Consider the following 23,845-nt stretch of genomic DNA (forward strand, 5'->3'; position numbering starts at 1 on the left):
ATTACATAGTGAAGAGCTCAATCTTTTAGAGTGCAGCATCGACCTTTGTTGCATATTAATTGAGTTGTCTTCAAGTTTATATTGATTACCTCATTTGTTAATGCTCTCTAATGAAAGAGTGATTTACTTTTTGTGATATATAGCATATCAAGGTGATAAATATATTATTTAGACTTGAACGCCACTTTTGATATTAATTATGACAGAATTGGTAAGATAATTGTGGGTTAAGTCTATCTAAGTAATTGGTATGTAACTTCTTGTTCGCCCAATGTATGTGATTGTAATCACTATTTGTATTATTATCTAATTTTCAGTGCATGCGAACATCGTCTACTCGTTAGTTTATAATTAATAACTTACAGGAGAGCTAGTATATTCTACGAGTGTCAACGGATTGGTCCGAAAAACGTATTGTACTGACTGATCGTAGCGTATTATTACCATCTCGTCCTAAACGAGAGTCTCTAACAATCACAACATCATCCTGATAGTTGATGTTGTAATCATTCTTTTCTCCTGAGAACGTAACGATGGTATTGGAATTATTGCCTGTAATGTTATTGTCAAGTTTATTGACGATTACTTCGACGGGATGGCTTCCTGTCAAAGTTATGTCTTTGAGGTAGCGAGAGTGGTTGGTATAAAGCAAGTCTTCACGGTACTGGAGACTAAACGTTCCTTTAAAATTAGGGTCTAGATGGGCGTTATAGGTTAAGTAGGGATGGAAGAATTCTGTCATTAACTGATAGCCCTTTGGATCACGAAGTTGAACTTCGTGTCTAGTTCCAGCAATGTAAAATCCCCACATACCCCATCCGCCGGTAAACTTGTCCATCATCCTAAAAGATTGCTTCGGATAAGCACCCCACAAGCCGTAATATGAGTCTAGAACAGATGCTAGATACTCTTGAGTTAGACTGTTCTCTTCCGTTAGCTCGTCGATCCAATCTTGTACTTCTGGAGTCATAGCCCAAATTTGTTTGGTATAAGCATTGATTTGAGCGTTGCGTATTTCAGTCTGGTACTCAGGGAGAACCCCTATGAATTTGTCATACCCATCTACGCCGATTCCATAATCATGAACGAGGTGCAATATTTCTTCAAAAGTCGCGTCTCGGTGCTGGTAGTTTTGCGCCATGTACCAAGGTCCGCCCTCAACTTGAATTTCCTCTTCATATAAAGGCTGCCCCTCAAGTTCGGCAGCGTTATTAGTGCCATCATCTCGTCCGTTTAAAAGGAGTAAAGTAGCACCATTCTCAGCCATTCTATTCGCAACAGCACCCTTATTGCTTCCATACTTGGATCCGGAAAAGTCGGTAAGATAATGAACAAGCACCGATTTGGCTCGAATTATCTGTCCGTCAGATAGCTGGTCTTGAGCAACAATGTGAATCGACTTTCCATTCTTTGCAACAACCGAAGTGTAACGATTAAAGCGTAACTCTGACGAAAACTGTTTTTTCAGTTGTAATGGAACTTCAGTAATACCGAGTGCTTCTTGTTGTGTTGAAATAGAAAAATCAACACTGGATGAACCCGCGTTGACTGCGTTGATATTGAGACAAGCTACGGTCATTGCTATCGGAAGGGCTTTGGGATATTGCAAAGTCATAAAAATGGCTCCATAAGAAGTCGCTTGATGCAGCGAGAGGCGGTAAATACGAGCAGAGTTCTAGGCTAAGAAACCAAAACTATTCTGAAGGAACTATCTTTAGCCTATAAATCTGACATACCGTCCATTCTATCGGAAGGGAGGTGAAACAGAGGTGAAATGGTGGCACTCTCGTTTTTGGAAAATTCGGCTCGGCTTGTTGCGAGTACATGACATTATGTTGGCAAGTGAAGAATAGCAACGAAGCCTGTCTCGGTCTTTTTAGTTTCCATAAACCAACCAAGCTTATCGCAAATTCTGAATATTAGATCTTGTCCCAAACCAAATCCGTCTGTTACCTGCAGCTCGTGGTCCGCCGTAGTGGTATTTTCAATGATGACGGTGTTGTCTTTGCAGTAAATGCGTATAAGCCCTGCGTGGGTGTATTTGAATGCGTTAACCAATAGATTACTTATAACGATTCGTATCGGGGTTTCCGGTAAGTCTAGTACTGGAGCGTTACTATAATCAGTCTCTAACGACACATCAGAACCGTTAATGAAGTGATAGTACTCGTCGACCAGTTCATTCAATAAAGCGGCTACTGAAACTTCCTTTTGTGGTGGAGGGGTGTTGTGTTTACGAGAAAGCCAAAGCATCGTCTCAACGACTTGTTGCATATTTTGACTTGCTCGGTCTATGCGCACAATCGCGTTTTTTGATGCTTCTGGTAGCGCTATTCTTTCCAATATCTCCATATTAGCTCTGATGATGGCCAGAGGGGTGCGAAGTTCGTGACTGGTATGAGATAAAAAGTCCTTTTCCCGAGCGAGCAGGCGGGCATTTTTCGATAGTGCTCGTTGCAAATATGAAGCGACGCGATTGTATTCCTGAAAAGTAAAATCGGGAGTGGGGTTTGATTCTAAGTTCTCTGATACCAGTTCAGACCAATGAACCAGTTGCTCTGTTCTTTTTCCTATTCGATAGCTATAAAACCAGAGTGCCAATAGCACTATAGAGATATAACCACCGACGATTAGCAAGATAAAATTGAATCGGTTATCAAACCATATATCGATTGTGTCATTGATTAGGTGGTAGTCATATTTCGCGATGACGTATACCGTTCTTTCGTCGTCGCGAAGAAACCTAAATATCCCTAAAGTGATTTCCTTCTCAGGGTCATCGGAAAAAGTTTCATCCACTGAAACCACTGTGAATTGATTATTGGAAAGTTGAACATTTTCCAAAATATTCGTTCCTTCCACACGAATAACGGGGAGGTCGTCTAGGTAGAATCGAATCACATAAGAACTTGGCAACTCGATATTGGGGTCTAACTGGTAAGCTTCTGAGTAGGCTCGCCACTCCGTTAACATTCTCATCTTCACGGAATCTTCAATGCCGTACTCAAAGTAGCGAACTAGCAGCTCGAAAAGCATGAAGGCAGTGATAATCGCGATTCCAACAAAAAACGAGGTGAGATGGTTTTTTAATGGAAAGCTCTTATTAAGCATTGCTGGTAACCTGAATTCTTACACCTTGGCCCACAACGGTTTCGATGAGTTTAATATTATGATTCTTATCAACTTTCTGTCGAAGTTGATAAAGCTGAACCTTTAGGTTGTTGGTTTCAGGTATTTCATTAGGCCATAGCGTCTGTTCGATTTCTTCTCTCGAGACCAACTGAGGAGATTTACGCATTAGCAGCTCTAACAACCTAAGATTAAGTCGAGTGAGTTCAATAGGTTGATTTGAACGCGTTACTCGTTTTTGTTTAAGATCATAGGTCAGATCTCCAGCAACGAGTTTAGTTATTTGACCACTTCGTCTTCTCGATAGAGATTTTATCCGTAAAGCCAGTTCTTTCATCATAAATGGCTTTACAAGGTAATCGTCGGTACCTGAGTTGAACCCAGCCTCTTTGTCTTCAATGGTATCTTTGGCCGTCAACATGAGAATAGGTGTGTCAATACCTGCTTTTCGAAGGTTTTGGCAAACCGTAAAGCCGTTTACCTTGGGTAGCATTAAATCAAGAAGGATGACGTCGTAGTAATTCTCGCTGGCTAAATTGTAACCACTCTGTCCGTCGTAGGCGTGATCGCATTTTATGTTTTCGTATTCCAAGTAATCTGCAACCGAGGCTGCCAAGTCTCGGTCATCTTCAATGAGCAATACATGGATAGATAAATCGGAATTCATGTGTTCAATAGTCCTTTATCTTGCCGCATTGATGATTTGAATCGAAAAGCAGCTACGGGGTGTTAGGTACACCGTTTTGAGGAAATATCCTTAAATTGATAGAGATTATACCCAGATATACTTGATAAAACATTAGTTGAGGCTATGGCTTTGGTGTGTGGTATTTATTCTGTTGATATCCCATTTGGAGAGCAGGGCCATGTCGAACAGTCGTTTTATTAAGGAGGATCTTGACAAAGGGGAATGTGAGTAAAGAGCTAAAAAAGGCTTACCGTAACGCGGTTACGATAAGCCTAAAGTTATTTATTGTGCAGACTTGTCGCTAGCTACTTGAGGTTGTTCAACCTCAGTAAGTAAGCCTTTAATCAAACTCACACAACCTAAAATTAGAATCAGCGTAAATGGCAGCGCTGCAATGATGGTAATCGATTGAAGTGCTTGAATCGATTGAGTACCACCGATCCACAACATGACCACGGCGATGACAGCTGAGATCACAGCCCAGACCACTTTCTGCTTGATAGGAAGCTCGAGTTTGCCACCTGCAGTCATACTGTCTACTACGATTGAACCTGAGTCCAAAGTGGTCACAAAGAAAACAATGATCAGCGCAACGGCAATCAGCGATAAGATGTTACCAATAGGGTACGCATCAAGCATATAGAACAAGCTAAGTGAAACGTCTCCGATACCCTGAGCGGCACCAAGTATACCCACATGATCAACGATCTGTTGAATCGCGACACCGCCAAAGAAAGACATCCATGCAGTGGTGACAAGAGTAGGGATAACTAGTACACAAAATAGGAATTCGCGAATTGTTCTGCCTTTTGAAATTCGTGCAACGAACATACCGAAGAATGGCGCATATGCAACCCACCAGGCCCAATAGAACACAGTCCAGCCATGAAGCCATGTGGTGTCTTCACGGCCAGCGCTTTGGCTTAGTGGAAGAATATTTTTCACATAACCAACTACTGCGGTCGAAACTGAATCCAATACCGTTGTGAAGTTCAAAATACCGATAAAACCAAGGAAAACGAATGCGATAATCATATTGAGATTACTCAATACCTTAACGCCGCCGTCCATTCCACGAACAACAGAAACAATAGCCAAACCCATAATGGTCAGGATAATGGCAATCTGAAGCAGAAGACTGTTTTCTAGTCCGAATACGTGACTGATTCCACTTGCAGCTTGTGAGCCGCCCAGACCAAGTGATGTTGCAAGGCCAAATAGGATTACCAGAACAGCCATTACATCGATAACGTCACCGACTCTTCCCCAAACTCTGTCACCAAGTAGAGGGTAGAATACCGATCGCATTGAGAGCGGAAGACCTTTGTTATAGACAAAGTATGCTAGCGATAATGCGGCCATCCCATAGATAGCCCAAGCGTGAAGTCCCCAGTGGAATACGGCAGCACCTAAGGCTAGTTCTCGCCCTTCTGGTGTAAACGGCTCAACACCTAGCGGTGTACCAAACCAATTGGTATAAAAGGCGGTCGGCTCTGCTACGCCCCAAAAAATCAAACCAATACCCATACCCGCTGCAAATAACATGGCGATCCAGGAAATGGTTGAATAATCTGTTGTGGCATTGTCGCCACCTAAACGAATTTTACCGAGCGGAGATAAAGCAATCAGCAAGGCAAAAATCAGAAGAATGTTTGCGCCCCACATAAAGACAAAGTCAAACTTTGATAGTGCAGCGGATTTAACGGCATCGATGGCTGCTTTTGCGTCTTCTGGGGAAAGTACTAAGAGAGTGACGATGAAGAGGATGGATAAGCCCGCGGAAGCGGTAAACACTGTATTGTGAACATCCATGCCCCATTTAGTGATGTTGTCTTGACCGACTTGATAATCTGTAGAATCTATACTGTATTTTTGAGATTTAAAACCCATAATTATGAGGTTTACATATTCGTGTGAACGAATATAAAGACCAACTCCATGTTTAATTAATAACTGATTAGAATTCGAAATTCTTCCAATTAACATTATGTTAATCAGTAGTTTATGATGAAAGTGTCCGTTTTACATCTAATCCTGAAGGACGGATTTTAACACAAATAGGACACCTTTTGGGCGCTATATTGAAAGAAGTCATAACAAAGGGTATTTCTCTTATAGATACTTCTCTGTTTAGTGCTAAATGGTCGAAACGAATTTCACAGCACTACCTGCTTTAGCGTTTCGGTTGACAATTAATCGTCAAACAAAAGGTTAATAGCAATGCCTAACAGCACTAATCCGAAAATTGGACCAAGTACGCCAAGCGGTGCTCGTTCAATATACGGTAGGTTTTCTGCAATCATCAGCCCCCATTCGGGTGAGGGGGGCTTAGCGCCAAGACCGATAAAACTCAGCGACGTTAAGCTTAGCGTAATCACTGGCATTCTAAGTAGTGCATGTCTCAATAATGGCGGAAGCACATAAGGAAGGAGATAGTACCTAAGTATCTTGAATTTGCTCGTTCCCCATATCGGCGCAAGATGCGTGTAGGGTTGCGCTTTAGCCTCAACGATAAGACTTGAGCAGTGAGCCGCAAGAGGGGCCCAAGACACCAAAACAATGGCAATCATGGCACTGTTTGGATTCATCCCCGTCATTCCAGCAACCAATAAGCCAGCGATAATATAAGGAATACCCTTGGTTATTTCGATTAAACCTTGGCTGTATCGAGTGTTGAACCCAAGAACCACACCCACAACCAAACTTAGCACTGTCGCGACAAATCCTGCCCAAAACGTCGATAACATACCAGACCCAATGCGGGCTAGAAGGTCACGTCCAATGCCGTCGCCACCTAAAGGTGCCTGCAAGCTCGGAGCAGCAAGTCTGATGAACTGACTGCTAAACGGGTCGCGAAACAGTGACCAGATAACAACAGCCAGCAACAGTGAAAAGATTAAACCCGCCGTCAATCGTTTGTTATTACTCGAGGTAAACGCAAAAGATGAATGACTACTGATAAGCTTACCGTTTCTGAGACTGTGGCCTAACAACAACTGTTGAACAAGCAAGCTCAAGCTACTGATGAAAATCGAAATAAATAGAAGTACTAACAAACCACCTTGGAGCACTGGTAGATCTTGTGCTTTCGCTGCACCTAAAATTAGTCGTCCTATTCCTGGGATGGAAAAAATCTGCTCGACAGCAACCGCTCCACCGGTCAGGCCGATCATTATCATCGCGACTTGCGGGATCAAACTGCTGATTGCACGTTTTAATGCGAAGCGCATGATCTGGAAGGAACTGATGTTCGCACTGAGCCAAGTGATCACCCATGGTTCATTGAGGACGCGCTGCAAACTGTCCCTTAACAGGCGACTCAAAAGACCGCTAGCGGGAAGCGCAAGTGCCAGACTAGGCAGCCAAATATGGTGCCAGCTTTGCCACCCGTAGGGGGGGAACCAACCCAACCAAATAGATAAAATAAGGATGAGAACGGACGCTACTACGTATTCAGGTAACGAGATGAGAACCGTACTCAGGCTATTATGGGTTTGCTTTAGCTTTCTTTGTTTCCAGCTAAACAAGGTATGAACTAAGCTAAACCCACACAGTACAAAGGTTAAACCTAGTGCCATCGACATCAGTAACAGAGAGGTCGACATTGTCTGTTGAATACCATCGATGACCGGTGAACCATCGATCCATGAGTAGCCTAGATCACCATGCAGAGCGTCACTAAGCCAGTCTGTTAATCGTTCCATTGCACTACGGTCAAGCTGTAAATCGGCTCTTACCGCGGCAAGTGCTTCCGGCGTTAACATGTGTTGTTGTCCGGCGCGGGCACGCAAAATCGATTGGCTTGGGTCAATACCAGCAATATCTGGCATCAAACCCACTAAAATGACGACGACGATCAATGAGATAAGTCTTGATAACCAAGGTGTTAGCACATCGAATATTCGTCGAGAAGTATCAACAGACAACATTAAGTTAGTTCACCTTAGTGTTCGCATTGATAAGGCGACGTTCGCTTGGGTCACGAACAGCATCAGAAACACGAAGGCTTTCACCCTGAATGACACGTTCGTGTAGCAGTGGAATGGCAGCGAAATCGTTCAAAATGATCTGTTCTGCAGCAATGATGGCTTGTTGACGTTTTGGTCCTAAAGGCTGTAGATCGGCGTAAGTCAGAGCGTTGTCGACTTCCTCAGAACAGAATTGACCTAAGTTGAACGATCCCTTACAGCCAAAATCACTCATCATATATGCGATAGGATCGCCTGAATCCAAAACTGTCGCTCGAGAAAGAATAAAGGCATCAAAATTACCCGATAATGCATCGTTTTCAATTTGAGCGTACTCACGGATATCAAGTTCTACTTGGAAGCCTGCGCTTTCAAGCTGCTGTTTGAGCAAAGCTGCGACTTCAGGAAGTTCAGCACGGTCAGTGAAAGTACCTATGACGATTTTCTCACCATTTGCTTTTGTTTTAGCTTCAATCGGTGATGCTTCGGGACGAAGTGGTGCAGCCCAAGCAAGTGCCGGACCTAACAAACCCTTCGCAATATCGGCATGGTTTTCATACACAGTTTTAATGATTTGCTCTCTATCTACCGCGGCGGCGGCAACTTGGCGCAACTCTAATTGACTAAAAACATCTGACTTATTGTTTAAGTAGAGCGTGTTAGTACGCGGCATAGCCACTTCGTGTAAAAGGTTGCTATCAATCGTTGCTATTTGAGATACAGGCACAGCTTCGACAACATCGGCGGAACCTGTGCGTAGTGCTGCTGCACGCGCGAAGCCATTTGGAACATACTCAGCGATGACCGTGTCTATGTGTGCTTTCTCACCCCAGTAATCATCGAATCGTTTTAGCTTGGCACTGGTTGTGCCGTTAATTTCTATTAATTCAAATGGACCAGTGCCTGCACCAGTAGGTACGACTCGACCATTCTCTTTATATGCATTTGCCGCCAAAATGGCGAGTTGAGGACTTGATAAGCGGCTAGGTAGTAAAGGGTCATTAAATGTTGTCTTGATTTCTACGTGCGACGAGTCAAGGGCTCTAACAGAGAGGTCAACACCATCAAGAATACGAGGCTTAGGTGCCGCACTCAAAGCCTGTTGCAGTGAGTTAACCACTGATTCTGCGGTTAGCATGGAACCATCGTGGAATTTCACACCCTGACGAATAGTAAAGTGCCATGTGAGTGAGTCAATCTGCTTCCAATCGGTAGCCAGCATTGGTTCAACCTCAGAAGCAGGGGAAAGATTGATTAACGTTTCCGCAGTACTCCAACGTGATAATTTGAAAGCGTCGTCAGATAATGGTGATAGTCCAGTGCGAGGTGGCTGCATCATTGCCACACGAATCTCGGATTTGACGCTTGAGTCACTGTTTTCATTTTGTGAATCAAAACAGCCAGTTAACGGTAGAGCGAGCGCAAGCGCGCATGCCAATTTAATTGAGTGAAAACGCATGATTATGTCTCGGTGATGTTGTGTTAAGTATTCGTTTTTGAATGAATTTGGGCACGAATCAGTGCCTGTGTTGTTGGGTGAACAGGTTGTTCCATGATTTGTTTAACAAAGCCGTGTTCGACGATCTCTCCTTGATCTAAGACCACTATCTCTTCACATAGCGCGATTGCTGCCTTGAGGTCGTGACTGACAAGAAGTAGTTGCAGGTCATATTTTTGCTTTAGCGAGTTGAGCAGTTCAATTATTCGTTGGCGATTTACCGGGTCTAAGCTACTGGTAGGTTCGTCTGCAACAAGTAACTTGGGTTTTACAATGAGTGCACGAGCGATGGCGATTCGCTGTGCCTGACCTGTTGAAAGCTGTTGTGGGTAGAGTGACAACAAGTCCGTGGTCAAGCCAACCTCGTTCAGTGCAATTTGTGCGAGCTGTGGGTGGTTATCTCCAATTTTGAGGTTTTCTAGTGGTTCAATCAGGATTTGTTCGACTGTGTAATACGGATTTAAACTTGTGTGTGGCTCTTGGGGAACCATTTGTACTTCACTGCAGACCCTCAAACGCTCGCTTGCGTTGTGGAGAGGGAGTGTCCTTCCCGCGATTTGAACGTTTCCTAGTGAAGGTGTCCTTAAACCAAAGAGCAATTCAATAAGCGTAGACTTTCCGGCACCCGATGGGCCGACAATGGCAATGTTTTGATTCTCGATCTGGAGGGAAACATTACTGAGTGCTTTAAATGGTTTTCCACCCAACCATCTAGGAGTGGAGTAGTGGTGCACACTGACATTGCTAAAGCTCACTAAAGTTGAACTTACTTTACTGCAGCTCATGATAGTCTCTTCGATAATGGCAGTCATTGAAGGAGTCCTTTCAGTGAACGACAAAAATGATGAGAACTGGATTCAAGAGCGACGCGCGGTTCGCCATAAGCAACGACTTTTCCTTCGTCAATAACCAGTAATTTGTCGCAAGCTAACGCACTATTTAGGTCGTGTGTAATCAAAATACCTGCCATATTGGACTGCTTTACGCTTTGGCGAATGAGAGTCAATATTTCCTGTTCAGTGACAGGATCGAGAGCACTTGTCGGTTCGTCTGCAATTAATACTTGAGCTTGGCTTAATAAACCAATAGCAATGCAAATGCGTTGTCTCTGCCCACCAGAGAGTTGGCTAGGATAATTGGTTAATACTTTGGCTGGATCGGGAAACCCAAGACGAGCAAGTAGATCAACTATGGTGTTCCGATGTCTAGCGCTTGGCTTTGTTTGGTCTCCGGTGAGAGCGAGACAAAGCTGCTTCTCTACAGAAACTAAAGGATTAAGCGCTTGCAGGGCATCCTGAAAAATGAAGGCTGGCCGTTGTTGTGCAGAACGATTAAGCAATGGAATCTCACAGACTTCACTGCCATCAATTGTTATCGTACCTGATACGGATATGGTGTCTGGAGTAAAGCCCGCAATGGCTTTAGATAGCATGGACTTACCAATACCTGAAGGACCCATTACGGCCAGCATTTCCCCCGCAGATACGTCAAACTGAATACCTTGAAATAGGATTCGATCTTTACTGCTTATGGATAGTTGATTTATGGCGAGGAGAGGAGGTGTCACGAAGAAACTCTTAAATAATACGTTATAACATAACAATGTTATCATCACGAGTTAGGTAAGAGAAGAGCAATGCACAGATTACGGTGTAGATTTTCTAGCTGGTGTATCACCAGATTAAATCAAAAAAGCACTCAAAAGAGTGCTTCTTGAATAGTATGGTTTTGTGGTTGGGGCTAAGAAATGGTTTGATGACCACACTTTTGCTTAACTTGACCGATGAATGGATAGAGAAAGACGATTCGACCACAATAAAAAATAGTAAAAGCAAGCCATAAACCGTGGTTACCCCATAGTGGAACAGCCAATAACTGCGCCAATAAAAACACCATCAGTGTTGCAATACTGGAGTCTCTGACCGGTCGGGTTGTTCCGGTTCCGGTAAAGATCCCGTAGACCGTTAACCCGTACCCGGCAACCAAGGGGAATACAATTAGCCAAGCTGCCACTTGGTGATACAAGCTGACGAGTTCTGTTTGTGTCGTGAACAGTAACACTAAGTGCGATTGGAACATCAGCACCAACAGAGTGAGAATTACGATGAAGCCCGATGTCCACTGGAAATTGAGTGTTAGCACTCGATCTAGCATCTTTGGATTGTTTTGTCCGACGGCTTTACCTGCGAAAACACTAGAGGCATTAGCAATACCATCAAACATGTAGCTGACGATAAAAGTAATTTGCATAAGGATGGCGTTAACCGCAAGTACGTCAGCCCCTAGTTGAGAGCCAACTCTTGCCATCATGTTGAAGAAAACCAAAATGCAGACCGTTCTCAACATCAAATCAGTATTCGATGAGACGATCGTTGAGAAGTCGTGCCTACTCATTTTGGCGGAGGAAATAAGGCGAGTTAGAGACATTCCTTGTGTATTGAATACTAACGTCATTCCAATCGCAAATGTCGCAATCTGTGCAATCAAGCTTGCATAAGCCACACCTGCTACACCAAGGTCAAAATACAATACAAATACTGCGTCAAGGACAATATTCAAGACATTGCCAAAGACCTGGGTGTATAAAGTTTCTTTCGCTTTCGCTTGCCCCATCAACCAACCAATAATGGTGTAGTTGAGAAGCACAAACGGAGCACCGAAGATTAAAATACCAAAATAGATATGGGCTTGTTCAGCTACGGCATTTTCGGGCTCTATTACCCAGAGTGCTCCTTGCCAAATGACGGACTGTAATAGGATAAAGCTTGCGCCAACAACAGCAGCAAGAACAAATGGGCGCATCAAACTATTTGTCATCAATGCGTCATCACCTTTACCTAATGCCATTGCGCTTTGGCCCGTTGTACTAACTCGGAAAAAACCGAACAGCCAATATAGGGTGTTCATTATGACAGTTCCGATAGCAACGCCACCAATCAGCTCTGTGACACCTAAGTGGCCAATCACAGCAGTATCGACCGCACCCAGCAGAGGCTGAGTGACTGTGGAGATAATAAAAGGCAGAGCAATTTTGAAGTAATCTGAATGAGAAATAGTCATAGCAAAATAGCGTTGCACCAGCAAACAAGAATGTTAGCTGCCAATGAGAATTATTTACATTGCATGAATGGTAGCGAGATTTATTGTGAATGTCATGGATTGATTCATGTGCAGTTACCAAATGCTCAGGAAACAAGCACCTTAAGATTTCAACCTGCCTGAAGCAGACTCAGGCAGGTTTTACAGCGGGCTATTGCCGATTACTTAAAGCAGGGTAATACATCCTCCTCAAAATAGGGTTCTTGGTTTACCCAAAACATATAGTTAACATGAAGAAACGACTGAGCGAATGAGTGGAGGGCAGGAACAAGACTTTGTCGGTTATCCATGACGTCAGTATTGTTGGTTTGGCCAATGTAGTTACCATCTTGTATCGCGATACCAAGTGGCACGGTATAGTCATTCTCATGCATCATTGCTAGGGCGTGATTTAATTGTCCGCGTTTTCGCATCATAAGGTCAGGTGCGCCAAGGCCAACGCCTATTTCTTGTCCGTATTGATAAATACTCTTTAAGTAACCTTTATCTTCCCATGGTAGCCATTCACCAACCATGAAGTTGGCGTATTGCATCGTGGTGGAGGTTGGGAACGCGTGTTTCATGGCTCGCATATTATCCTTGAGTCCTTCGACATAACTCGCTTCAGTAAAGCTTGGATCTTTCTCAACGCCAATAGCGGTTTCTTGAAGGTTGATGCCTTCAACTTTTCCATCAAACTGTTTTCCTAATGCGTTGAGGAGTTTCGCGAAACGCGTTCTTACTTTGCTGTCCCAACGTTTTGCCACCCAACCCTCTGGCTCACCGTCGTCTGTGTATTGGTAAACCGCACCACCATCGTATTCATCAGACAATAGGTAGCTAGGTACACCTTTGTAGCGAGGATCAAACGTCGCGTCTTGAAGCTGAATAAAGAGCTTTTTGCCATGCGCTTTTAAATAGTCATAATCGGCTTGAATCATAGAAAAGTCGTACTGATCTTTCTCTGGTTCTAACATTGCCCACGAGTACATGATTTGCGCACCAGAAAAGCGAGCGTTGTTTAGCAATGGGTGATTGTGTATGGCTTCTCGATCACGTGCAAAGTACACAAAATGCTGAATATTGTCTTTTGGAATCGGGCATTTAGCAGAGATATGGTTTTTATATTCGTTGGCATAACGGTCGACAGGGTTGTCCCATTGTGCCTGTGCATGACCAGTGATGAGTAACGCAGCTAAAAAGCAGAGCTTTTTCATAATGTGATGAGTTCCTTGAAATGGCGAGATAGCGAGCGTGAGCAGCTAACGAACTTAGTAAAAAAGAGCTAAGTTTGGTAATTACTGTGCCCCAGTTTAAGGAAGCTTTAGCTATGTGACTGTATGATTAGGTAAAGATGAGTCACACCTTGCTGTTTACTATTTACTATCCGCTAGCTCTTTCATTTCCTGATATACGGCTTCTAGGCTCTGTTGGGCGACACGAAGAATAGGTAGGTAATTTTCGAGATCGGCAACGGTTTTACGGCTCTTTGGACAATGGCAAAATAAGGCTGCCATAAAGTTGCCAAACTGGTCATAAAGAGGAAGTGCTATAGCCACCATACCATCAATGAACTCTTCATCATCCACGCTGTATCCTCTGCGTTGAATAACGTTTAGCTCCTTTTTTAGGCTCTGCTTGTCGATAATGGTGTTTTTCGCACACTGGCTCAGTTCAATTTTACTCAATACTCGACGTAATTGAGGTGGCGTCAAAGTACTTAAATAAAGCTTGCCGCTGGCGGATGCCCAAAGTGGAGTGGGAAAACCAACCGGAATAACAATCTGCAACGGCCAATTGGTTTGAATTCGGTCGTAGTAGACCATATGTGGGCTAGGGTCATCATTCGCCAAGGCCAAACCACAGGTTTCCTCTAGCTTACGAGAAAGGCCGTGCAGAATAGCCTGTCGTTGCAGTTTATGCTGATTGGTCCATCTTACATCTAATGCAATAGACAGCATTTGTGAACCCGGATAGAAATGACCGCGTTCATCGGACTGGATGTAGTTTGCGTCATCGAGTTGCTGCAACAATCGGTGGCAAGTAGGCTTGGGAATCCCTGACTCGAAGATAATATCAGAAGCTGAGATAGGACTCTTTACTTCGCCAATCCGTTCAATAACGTTGATAAGACGATCGACTGAATTTACTTTTTCCGACACCATAGATTCCTTTTAAAAGCTCACCCTAAATAATATCCAATACCACTGCGTTAACGCAGTCATGTGGGCAGCAAGGCTTTATATTCCCAAAGTATTTTACGAGTTTCAACTGGTTAAAGAGACATTGACTTGATTTGAGTGGGACAAAACGTCGGTATTGACCCGATACTCTTCTCGTCCTTGAGTTGGCGCATCGAGAATAAAGAGTTCTCCTGAACTGGGATATAACACCGACTCTTGATTGGTGAGTTCATAGTCTGCCGTTGTGACGAATAATGTATTGAAATCTTTGCCGCCAAAAGTACAGCGCGTAGCGTGCTTAACCGCAAGATTGATTTCACCAAGCTGTGTAGCATGACCTATTTTGGTTTGTGACGGAGTGTAATAGGAAATGATGCCGCAGTCCCAGTGACAGATATACAGGTTTCCGTGGCGATCAACAGACAGTCCATCAGGATAGCCCTTGCACTCATCGAGCTCAACAAACACCGCCTTTTCAATTATTTGGGTCATCGAATCATCAAGTTGATACTCATATACTTTTCTTTGGAACATATTTGAACAGTAGGCGCGTTTGAGCGCAGGGTTAAACGCTATGCCGTTGGCGACGCTGAATCCAGAATCCATTTCAAGCGCTGTGTTCGCCGTCAGTCGGTAAAGCTTGCCATCAGGAGCCTCAAGTTGCTTGTGGTTCATCGAACCAAACCATAAATGACCATTCGGCGCCGTAACCGCATCATTTAAATGAAGTTTAGTTGAACCAAAACAGGGATCAGCGATAGGAGTAAAATCGTCAAAACTCGAAGTACAAAAAAACAGTCCTTGTTTGCTAGCACATATCCAACCATTGCCCTCACATCGAGCAATTGCCGTGATATCAAAAGGTACGTGAAAGACTTGGGTACTCTGGCTGTGAATCGAATACTCAAAAATCTCACTACCTGCAGCTTCGACCCAGACGAGACTATTGGTGTCGGGTTTCCAAATAGGCGACTCGCCAATGGTTGTTTTAATTCCTTTTACTGAATGCATTTTAATTATCCATATTGATACATTTTGTATCAATATAGTCTAATTCTTGGTTCGGAGAACGATTTCTTTCAGGAATATGTGAAATGACGCAGCGGATTAACGAAAACACAACGACTTAGCTAATGAGTGGGCGCAATGCACAAGAAATATCCGTTATAATTTCGATAATTAGCTCGCTCAACAAGGTTAGCATCCGTTACCTTAACGAGTACGTATAAAGTATCCAAACCCAAATAAGGAATCTGGATGGAAAGCTCAATAGTGCCAAGAGCGACGGTTTTACCAAGGCCGGTAGTGGTACTGAAAGATGCGGTCAAAACGTTTATTGACGGCAAAGAATCTCATCACGTATTGGACAGAGTGAACTTGTCGTTGGCGGAAGGAGAGAGCATGGCACTCACTGGCGCAAGTGGCAGTGGCAAGAGCACGCTATTGAATATTCTGGGTGGTTTCGAGCCAATGACCAGTGGGACCTTAGAGTTGGCTGGTGAATTGGCGCAAACGTGGAACGATAAGCAATGGGGCTATTTTCGTCACCACAAGCTTGGCGTAGTCTTTCAGCAATTTAACCTGCTAACGCCGTTAAATGTCCGACAGAATATTGAGTTTCCTTTAAGTTTAAACAAACGGAAGTGGAACGCTTGGTGCGACTATTTAGTCGCTAAATTGGATATTCAACCACTGCTTGAACGCCATGTTTCTGCGTTATCAGGTGGTCAGCAACAACGAGTGGCGATTGCAAGAGCGTTGGCGCATCAACCCGCATTGCTCTTGGCCGATGAACCCACCGGAAACCTTGACCAGAAAGCGGGCTTGGAAGTGATGCGACTGTTAGAAGATATTACCCGCGAAGGAAATACATCTGTTTTGCTTGTTACTCACAGCGAAGAATGTGCGGCGTTTATGCAGCGACGTTGCCGTTTAGAAAACGGATTGCTTTATGAAACACCGTAAAGGAGCTCATCTACGCGTTGCTCTCTCCATTTCCGCGGCTCACTATCGTCAAGCGCCTTTACAGGCACTCGCTATTCTTATCGGCATTATCTTGGCAGTGACGTTGTTTGTGGCCGTGCAAGCGATCAATTTAAACGCCAAACGCAGTTACGCGGGATCAGCAGAATCGCTTAGCGTCAAGGCGAGTTATCTAGTCATTCCAATGCCTGGACGGCGCTATCTTGCGGAATCGGTGTACTTTTCATTGCGTCAATCTGGGTTGAGTCAATCGTTGCCAATACTTGAGGGTCGAGTGAGAGATGATACTGGGCGACGTTATTCTATCCAAGGAAGTGATATTGTAGCGGCCGTCACTTCACGCTCTCGATTACAGTCAGAGAGTGATGATGTGTCTTTATCTAATTCAGCGTTGCCTCTGGCGAATTTGATGAATGGCGAACCTTTTGTCATTGTAAGCGAAACTCAGTATCAAAGGATGGGCGGCGCTAAGACCGCGGTTTTGGACGACATTGCTATCCAGTTTGTTGTAGTACCTGACGAATGGCAGTTGGGAAGTCGTCTGCTGGCAGATATCAGCTTTGCCCAGCGTTTGCTGAACAAGCAGGGGCAGCTGAGCTACATTGCCATACTAGATAACAAGGTGGCGGACGATACTAAGTGGCAAGCGTTGATATCAGGCAAAGCACAATGGGTTGCCAATACAAAAAGCTCAGACCTTGGGTCACTGACAGAAAGCTTTCACCTCAACCTTACCGCAATGAGTATGTTGGCATTTCTGGTTGGGCTATTCATTGCCTATAACGGTGTGAAATACAGCTTACTGAAACGCAATCGGCTGTTGGTGCAAGTGCAGCAAGCGGGGCTCACACCTAACACGGTTTTCTTGGCGCTGATTTTAGAACTGGTGCTCTTGGTTACTGTGGGCACCAGTTTTGGGTTTATCTTTGGTATCCAATTAAGTCATTGGTTACATCCCACGGTAGCACTCACCTTAGAGCAGCTTTACGGCGCAACGTTACTGCCTGGCACATGGCAATGGCAATGGTGGGCTCAGGCATTGCTACTTACGCTAGCTGCGGCATTGTTCGCTTGTTGGCATCATTATAAGCAAAGGGTACAACAACCCTTATCCTCCCACGGTGGATTCTATCAATCTCCTGAACAGGCCAATGAAAACCGCTTGATGTTCTTGGGGCTGATACTTGTGGTGGTGGCACTCATTGGTCTTTGGTTGAGTAGCTATTTTCGCTTAACGATGTTTTGGCTGGGTGTGTTTATTGTCGCGATTCCAATGTTGCTGCCCAAGTCTCTCAGTTTGCTAGCTCGAATAGCAGAACATAAAACCTCTACTGGGTTGGTCCAGTATCTGTTGGCGGAATTGCGGGAACTGATTGCGCCATTGTCTCTGGCGATGATGGCGCTGTTGTTGGCTATTACCGCTAACATAGGGATGAACACCTTGGTGGGCAGTTTTGAGTCGACATTGAAACATTGGCTAGAGCAGCGCCTGCATGCGGATATTTACATCAGTCCTGCACAAAGTGACATGACTAAAGTCGAGCAGACGTTAGCTCAGTTCGACGGTGTTGAAGAGGTCTATAAGCAATATTATGTGCAATCTAACGTCAGTGGACTGCCTACGCGATTAGGTACCAAAGATCGTATAACCTTAGAACAAACCATGGTGTTTCAATCACAAGTCAATGATTTTTGGTCCCGTTTCTATGCTGGGGATGTCGTGGCTATCAGTGAGCCGATGGCAGTGAAACTGGGATTAGTACTGGGAAGTGAGCTGCCGAGAGACTTTATGTCTGGGATGACACTGACGGTCGGTGCCATTTTTTATGATTATGGTTCGCCCGATGGCGAAGTGCTTATCTCGCCTGAGTTATGGCAGTTACAAGGGTTCTCGATGGTGCCAAGCAGTTTAGGTGTGAAGGTGAGTGGTAACCGAGAATATATGCAGCAGGCATTAAAAGCCAAACTGAATTTACACTCCAGTCAATTGTTTGATCAGGCAGAAATTAAGGCGATTGCGCTCAATATATTTGCTCAAACCTTTGCTATTACCAGCGCTCTCAATGGTGTGACGTTACTCGTCGCTGTTATCGGCTTATTTACTTCCTGTTTTATGCTACTGGACGCTCGTAAAGCAGCTATCGCTCGGCTTTATGCACTGGGCGTCAACAAATCGCAATTGTTTGTTATGGTGGTAGGGCAAATGGTTACCCTGGTGCTGTTCACATTGTTAGTTGCCTTGCCACTGGGCGCATTAGTCGGTTATGTGCTGACTGATATTGTGACACTGAGAGCATTTGGTTGGAGTTTAAACTTTGTTTGGAGTTGGATGGATGTGGCCCGCCTTGCGACTATAACCGTAGTGGTGACCATCGTCGCGACCATTATTCCTTTGTGGCGTTTGGTGACTCGTCCTGTGGTCGCAAGTTTGCAAAGCGAGGTACTGTAATGTTCAAACAGATGATGGCGATATTGTCGGCTCTAATCCTTATTGGTTGCGGTGAACCTGACGCTCCGAGTTTTGGTCAAATGTTAGGCTCCGATGATGGTCAATTTGAAGAGGTCAAAGGTGGTCGCATCCTTTCTTTTCCAGAAGATCATCAAGCCCACAACGACTTTCGCCAAGAGTGGTGGTATCTGACGGCAAACTTGCAGGATGCCGAAGGCCGAGAATATGGCATTCAATGGACACAGTTTCGCTTGGCGGTGAGTTCTGAGGCACCAGCTAATGAAAATGGATGGCAGAGCCAGCAGATCTTTATGGCGCACAGTGCGATTACAACCCCTGATATTCATCTTGCAGATGAGAAGTGGTCTCGCCAGCACCCGGAAATTGCGGACGTATCAAGTGAACCGTTTCGAGTCGTTATTGATGATTGGCAATGGACTTCCACAACCAACGATCTTTTCCCTGCAACCCTTGATGTCGCATCAAACCAATTTAGTTATCAATTGTCATTGACTACAACCGCTCCCTATCAAAAACAAGGTGATAAGGGTTATAGCGAGAAAAGCGCTGACGGAAAGGTTGCATCGTATTATTACAGCCAGCCCTTTATCGACGTTCAAGGTACTGTATCGATTAATGGAGAAAGCCATCAGGTATCTGGACAAGGCTGGATAGACCGAGAGTGGAGCTCTCAATTTTTGCTCGATTCTCAACAAGGGTGGGATTGGTTCGCAATACGGTTAGACGAAGCAACGAGTTTGGTGGTCTTTCAATTGCGTGATGCTGCGACCGGACAAGCGAGTTATTCCTATGGGCGATTAATGTATAAAGATGGTCGAGGCATTACTTTGACGCAAAACGATCTAGAACTGTCAGCCGTTCAACAAACGGTAATTGAAGGCCAATCATACCCGACGCAATGGATACTAAAAGTCGTGTCTCAGGGCATTAACGTAAAGCTTTCAGCACTTAATCCTAACGCCAAAATGCCACTATCCATCCCATATTGGGAAGGTCCAATTATCGTTGAAGGATCTCATCTGGGTAGAGGATATATGGAGCTCACTGGTTATTAATCAAAGCGTTAGAATATCTATAGCCTGCGGAATGGGCGGCTTAATGCTTGCACTTCGAAAGTGGCGACTTGTATCGAATCACTCCAAAAATCTAGAGACCACCCGGCTTTTTGTTTTAGGTGTCCTAAGAATTGAGCCGGATTAGGGAGTTGTTCCCAAACTTGGGGTAAGAATAACGCGCCTTTTTTTCCGTCCTTTAACGTCACGCCGCACTGGTGCAAGGAAAGGTGCTGTAGTAAGTCTTGTTCCGAATCAACGTGCAGGAGTTCGGGTTGTGTCAGTACGGAAACCTCAATGTTAAGCGCTTCGGCTTGATGTTTTTGAAGAGGGGTAAATCGTCTATCTTGGCAAGCCGCTGCCCAAGCTTTTCTCTCTACTTCTAGTACTAAGGGAATCTGTGCCACTGTTGTGCCAATGCAGCCTTGCAGCTGATTGTTTACGGTTAGCGTGACAAAGCAAGCCCCGGGTAAAGCCAAACTTTCTGGGTAATCTTGTACCAGTACTTTCGGTAGCGGTAGTTCATTCAAATAGCAATGAATGGTGTGTTCAACCACGTCGAGCAACATAGAAAGCTCGCTATGGGTTAGCGTACTTTTCGATGGATTAGCGGCAGATTGTGTAACTGACATAACCAACGACCCTTTGTTTATCACCATATTCAGTGTCTCCGGAATTAATCAAAGCGAGACGCTGTAACTGGTAATGTTTGGTTGAAATAAGATGGATTACGGCATTAACACCGGTTGAACCGCACGCTTCGTGTGGGGTAATCGTCGTCATGCCTGACTCAATTTTGTTGCAGGTTTGCCAGTCAAGGCGTTGGCACTCAGAATAGCGATGAAAGTGACTAAGATCAGTGCTGATCACCAGTAAGGTCTTGCTGTCCCATATTGGCTCAATAAGCTTGGCAACCTCTAAGGCGCCAACTTGTCCAGTGATGATGGGCAGTAGTTGAAAATCACCCAATATCACCTGAAGAAAGGGAAGTTGTACTTCCAAGCTATGTTCTTGAGCATGCGCTTGATCGTTAATCGATACCATCGAATTGTCGGCAAGTAATTCGATACAATCTCGGTCAATGTTCACGCGGCCAAGAGGTGTTTCAAAGGCATCCACGGAAGGTAATGCACATCCGTGAAACGCGACTCGATGACTAGGACCAACTAAAATCACTCGTGAAAACTGCTGAGCGACAGATTGCAACTGATGGTACGCTAATCCTGCTGTTTCTCCTGAAAATACATAGCCCGCGTGTGGAACAATAAGTCCTCGCAGATTATTCTGAACGTTACATGTCTCTACGTCTCTGACGCTAGGTTCAGCCAATAACTGGTTTACTTGTCTATTGAGTTGCTTGGTATCTTTGTTATAAAAACGGCCCGCGACAGCAGGAGGTCTAATCGTCATTTTTCCACTCATATAACATCAAATGTATATACTCATTAGTATAGTTTTTGTACTGAATGAAGGTGTGAGATGGAACCAGTTAACGCCAATCACCGTACACAATTTTGGCATTTGCTGGACGATGGAAGAGTCACTTGCACGGTTTGTCCTCGTTTTTGCACCCTTAGAGAGGGCAAGCGCGGCGCATGCTTTGTTCGTCAAGCCATTGATGGTGAGATAGTGTTAACCACCTATGGGCGTTCGAGTGGTTTTTGCATTGACCCTATAGAGAAAAAGCCTCTCAACCATTTTTATCCGGGTAGTTCAGTACTCTCTTTTGGGACTGCTGGGTGTAATTTAGGGTGCAAGTTTTGCCAGAATTGGAATATCAGTAAGTCTCGTCAAATTGACACGTTAGGCAGTCAGGCAAGTCCTGAGCAAATTGCCTTAACAGCGACGAAACACCAAAGTGATAGCATCGCTTTTACCTACAACGATCCAGTGATTTTTCTTGAATATGCTGTCGATACGGCGCTCGCATGTAAGGAGGCAGGAGTAAATACCGTTGCAGTTTCGGCAGGCTACATGTGTGATAAGCCACGAGAAACCTTCTACTCAGTGATGGACGCCGCCAACATTGATCTCAAAGCTTTTACTGAGCGTTTCTATCATAAAATGTGCAGTGGGCAACTTGCTCCGGTACTAGAGACACTGAAGTATCTTAAGAATGAAACCGATGTTTGGCTTGAAATTACCACTCTGCTTATCCCCGACGAAAACGACAGCTCGGTTGAAATCGATGCCATGACCCAGTGGGTCATGGACAATTTGGGTCCAGAAGTGCCACTTCATTTCACCGCATTTCATCCAGACTTCAAAATGCTCGATAAAACCAGAACACCAGCGGACAGTTTAGTCAGAGCACGAAACATAGCGCTTAACAACGGTCTTCACTATGTCTATGTGGGTAATGTACAAGATGAAGCTTGTAGCAGCACCTATTGCCCAAGCTGCCATAATAAAGTGCTCTCACGTAACTGGCACCAACTCGGTGACTGTGCTCTAACCAGCTCTGGCGTTTGCCGCCACTGTGGCCACCAAATTGCAGGACGTTTCGCGAAATGTGACAAACCGTGGGGAAGAAAGCGGATACCAGTTCAAGTGAGATAAGATACGTTGCTATACGGTCACGATGGACAGTCCTCGCTTCTTGGCGATGAAGGCGAACGAAGCAATGAAGGCGTAGCACAGGACAGGAATGAGGTAACTAGTAGGGACATCAAACCTTGTAATTAGCGTTGCTTGCATCATCGGGATAATTCCGCCACCAATACCGCACATGATGAGAATCGCTGATGCTGCACCACTTGCATCACCGAGTCCTGAAACCGCTCGAGAAAATATGATTGGATACATAAATGAATTGCACAGACCAATCATTATTAGAGCGACTCCACCGAAAAGCGACGGCGATAAGATAGCAACTGAAAGTAATATCATCGCGATAAACGCACCAAAGAATAACGTGTTCATCGCAGAAATACGTTGGGCAAAAATGCTGTATCCAAAACGACCAAGCAGGGAGCCAGCCCAGTATAAGCTCATTAACGTAGCGGCAACTGGAGCACTGAATCCTCCAATGTTGGGATCAGAAAGGTAACTTATCGTGACGGTACCAATCGACACCTCGACCCCTACGTAAACAAAGATAGTTGCAGCACCAAAAATAAACTGAGGCTGGTGACGTAAGGTAGCCAGATGACTTAGAATTTTCACGCTCTCTGCGCTTCGATAATCGGTTATCGATGAGGAGTACAAAGTACAGGCAAGCAAAACAAGCAATGCGGATAAAACTAAGTAAATGTTGGATAGTCCGATGGAAATCATAGCGACTCCAAGAACAATAGGACCGATAGTTGTACCTAACGAATTGAACGTTGAAGCGATCGTTAACCTCTTAGTTTCGTTCTGGTCGTTACTGGTTCTGATGATGTACGGGTTAGCAACAACCTGCAAAGCAGCTACTCCCATAGCGGTTATAAAAACGGCACTTAACGCGAAGACAAAACTGTCAGCATAAAGACTGATACACAAACAGAGCGAGCCCAAAAATGTGAGTATAAGCGCTACTGCCAGGCTTAATTTATACCCTTTACGTGCCATTAAAGCAGAAGTAGGAATGCTTATGGCAAACGGAGCAAAATAAAAGGCCAGTTGAACAAGCATCGATTGTTCGTAGCTAAGTGAAAATGTCGATTGAAAATAGGGGACTAATATGCTGTTTGCAGAAGTTAGTAGACCCCAACTGAAAAACACAGCAGATAGCAAAATTAAAGATTGAGATGATTTGGAAGCCACTGAAACACAGGCCCACATTTCTGTGGACCTCCTCCGACGAATACTGATG

The 23,845-nt window shown here is 44.5% G+C and carries 19 protein-coding genes; 4 read left to right on the top strand and 15 right to left on the bottom strand.

Features of this window, described 5'->3' with window-relative positions:
- Positions 1-370 precede the first annotated feature (370 nt).
- The 12 genes from HW45_RS09585 to HW45_RS09640 all read right to left on the bottom strand — a co-directional run bounded on the left by HW45_RS09585 (position 371) and on the right by HW45_RS09640 (position 15,555).
- Complete coding sequence (locus HW45_RS09585) at positions 371-1,615, bottom strand: hypothetical protein (RefSeq protein ID WP_038226610.1); 1,245 nt, start codon at positions 1,613-1,615, stop codon at positions 371-373.
- A 215-nt stretch (positions 1,616-1,830) separates the two neighbouring features.
- A complete protein-coding gene (locus HW45_RS09590; protein WP_038226613.1) occupies positions 1,831-3,111 on the bottom strand; it encodes a sensor histidine kinase in 1,281 nt (426 codons plus the stop codon).
- Positions 3,104-3,796: a response regulator transcription factor gene (locus tag HW45_RS09595; protein WP_006070474.1), complete on the bottom strand. Its 693-nt coding sequence runs from the start codon at positions 3,794-3,796 to the stop codon at positions 3,104-3,106. The genes HW45_RS09590 and HW45_RS09595 overlap by 8 nt, the downstream gene beginning before the upstream one ends.
- Positions 3,797-4,099: 303 nt before the next feature.
- Positions 4,100-5,707: a BCCT family transporter gene (locus HW45_RS09600; protein WP_006070473.1), complete on the bottom strand. Its 1,608-nt coding sequence runs from the start codon at positions 5,705-5,707 to the stop codon at positions 4,100-4,102.
- 302 nt (positions 5,708-6,009) lie between these two features.
- Entirely contained in the window at positions 6,010-7,746 is a 1,737-nt protein-coding gene (locus HW45_RS09605) for an ABC transporter permease subunit (RefSeq protein ID WP_038226616.1), read from the bottom strand.
- Between the two features lie 4 nt (positions 7,747-7,750).
- Positions 7,751-9,244, bottom strand: a complete 1,494-nt coding sequence (locus HW45_RS09610; RefSeq protein ID WP_038226619.1) for an ABC transporter substrate-binding protein — start codon at positions 9,242-9,244, stop codon at positions 7,751-7,753.
- 23 nt (positions 9,245-9,267) lie between these two features.
- On the bottom strand, positions 9,268-10,095 hold the full coding sequence (locus HW45_RS09615; protein ID WP_051867966.1) for an ABC transporter ATP-binding protein: 828 nt from the start codon (positions 10,093-10,095) through the stop codon (positions 9,268-9,270).
- Positions 10,092-10,850, bottom strand: a complete 759-nt coding sequence (locus tag HW45_RS09620; protein ID WP_038226620.1) for an ATP-binding cassette domain-containing protein — start codon at positions 10,848-10,850, stop codon at positions 10,092-10,094. Before HW45_RS09620 ends, HW45_RS09615 begins: the two co-directional genes overlap by 4 nt.
- A gap of 173 nt (positions 10,851-11,023) precedes the next feature.
- Entirely contained in the window at positions 11,024-12,343 is a 1,320-nt protein-coding gene (locus HW45_RS09625) for an MATE family efflux transporter (RefSeq protein WP_038226622.1), read from the bottom strand.
- A gap of 200 nt (positions 12,344-12,543) precedes the next feature.
- Complete coding sequence (locus tag HW45_RS09630) at positions 12,544-13,578, bottom strand: hypothetical protein (RefSeq protein WP_038226624.1); 1,035 nt, start codon at positions 13,576-13,578, stop codon at positions 12,544-12,546.
- Between the two features lie 159 nt (positions 13,579-13,737).
- Positions 13,738-14,526: an IclR family transcriptional regulator gene (locus tag HW45_RS09635; protein ID WP_038226627.1), complete on the bottom strand. Its 789-nt coding sequence runs from the start codon at positions 14,524-14,526 to the stop codon at positions 13,738-13,740.
- 102 nt (positions 14,527-14,628) lie between these two features.
- Positions 14,629-15,555 (bottom strand): SMP-30/gluconolactonase/LRE family protein, encoded by a 927-nt coding sequence (locus HW45_RS09640; protein WP_038226630.1) that lies wholly within the window; start codon positions 15,553-15,555, stop codon positions 14,629-14,631.
- A 246-nt stretch (positions 15,556-15,801) separates the two neighbouring features.
- On the opposite strand from HW45_RS09640, the gene HW45_RS09645 reads away from it, so the two are divergent.
- From HW45_RS09645 to HW45_RS09655, 3 genes are read left to right on the top strand one after another with little or no spacing between them, the layout of a single operon-like run.
- Positions 15,802-16,509 carry an ABC transporter ATP-binding protein gene (locus tag HW45_RS09645; protein WP_051867970.1) on the top strand — a complete coding sequence of 236 codons (708 nt, stop codon included), beginning with the start codon at positions 15,802-15,804 and terminating at the stop codon, positions 16,507-16,509.
- Positions 16,496-18,976, top strand: coding sequence for an ABC transporter permease (locus HW45_RS09650; RefSeq protein ID WP_038226632.1), 2,481 nt, complete (start codon positions 16,496-16,498; stop codon positions 18,974-18,976). The genes HW45_RS09645 and HW45_RS09650 overlap by 14 nt, the downstream gene beginning before the upstream one ends.
- On the top strand, positions 18,976-20,052 hold the full coding sequence (locus HW45_RS09655) for a lipocalin-like domain-containing protein (RefSeq protein ID WP_038226634.1): 1,077 nt from the start codon (positions 18,976-18,978) through the stop codon (positions 20,050-20,052). The genes HW45_RS09650 and HW45_RS09655 overlap by 1 nt, the downstream gene beginning before the upstream one ends.
- A gap of 17 nt (positions 20,053-20,069) precedes the next feature.
- On the opposite strand, the gene amrA is transcribed toward HW45_RS09655, so the two are convergent.
- A complete protein-coding gene (amrA, locus tag HW45_RS09660) occupies positions 20,070-20,681 on the bottom strand; it encodes an AmmeMemoRadiSam system protein A (RefSeq protein ID WP_038226637.1) in 612 nt (203 codons plus the stop codon).
- Positions 20,656-21,459 (bottom strand): AmmeMemoRadiSam system protein B, encoded by an 804-nt coding sequence (amrB, locus tag HW45_RS09665; RefSeq protein ID WP_038226640.1) that lies wholly within the window; start codon positions 21,457-21,459, stop codon positions 20,656-20,658. Before amrB ends, amrA begins: the two co-directional genes overlap by 26 nt.
- A gap of 69 nt (positions 21,460-21,528) precedes the next feature.
- Here amrB and amrS point away from each other — a divergent pair, with 69 nt between their 5' ends.
- Positions 21,529-22,608, top strand: coding sequence for an AmmeMemoRadiSam system radical SAM enzyme (gene amrS, locus HW45_RS09670; protein ID WP_038226642.1), 1,080 nt, complete (start codon positions 21,529-21,531; stop codon positions 22,606-22,608).
- 9 nt (positions 22,609-22,617) lie between these two features.
- On the opposite strand, the gene HW45_RS09675 is transcribed toward amrS, so the two are convergent.
- Entirely contained in the window at positions 22,618-23,814 is a 1,197-nt protein-coding gene (locus HW45_RS09675) for an MFS transporter (RefSeq protein ID WP_051867972.1), read from the bottom strand.
- Positions 23,815-23,845: the final 31 nt, after the last annotated feature.

Source organism: Vibrio sp. ER1A (genome assembly GCF_000733315.1).
Lineage (GTDB): Bacteria > Pseudomonadota > Gammaproteobacteria > Enterobacterales > Vibrionaceae > Vibrio > Vibrio mediterranei.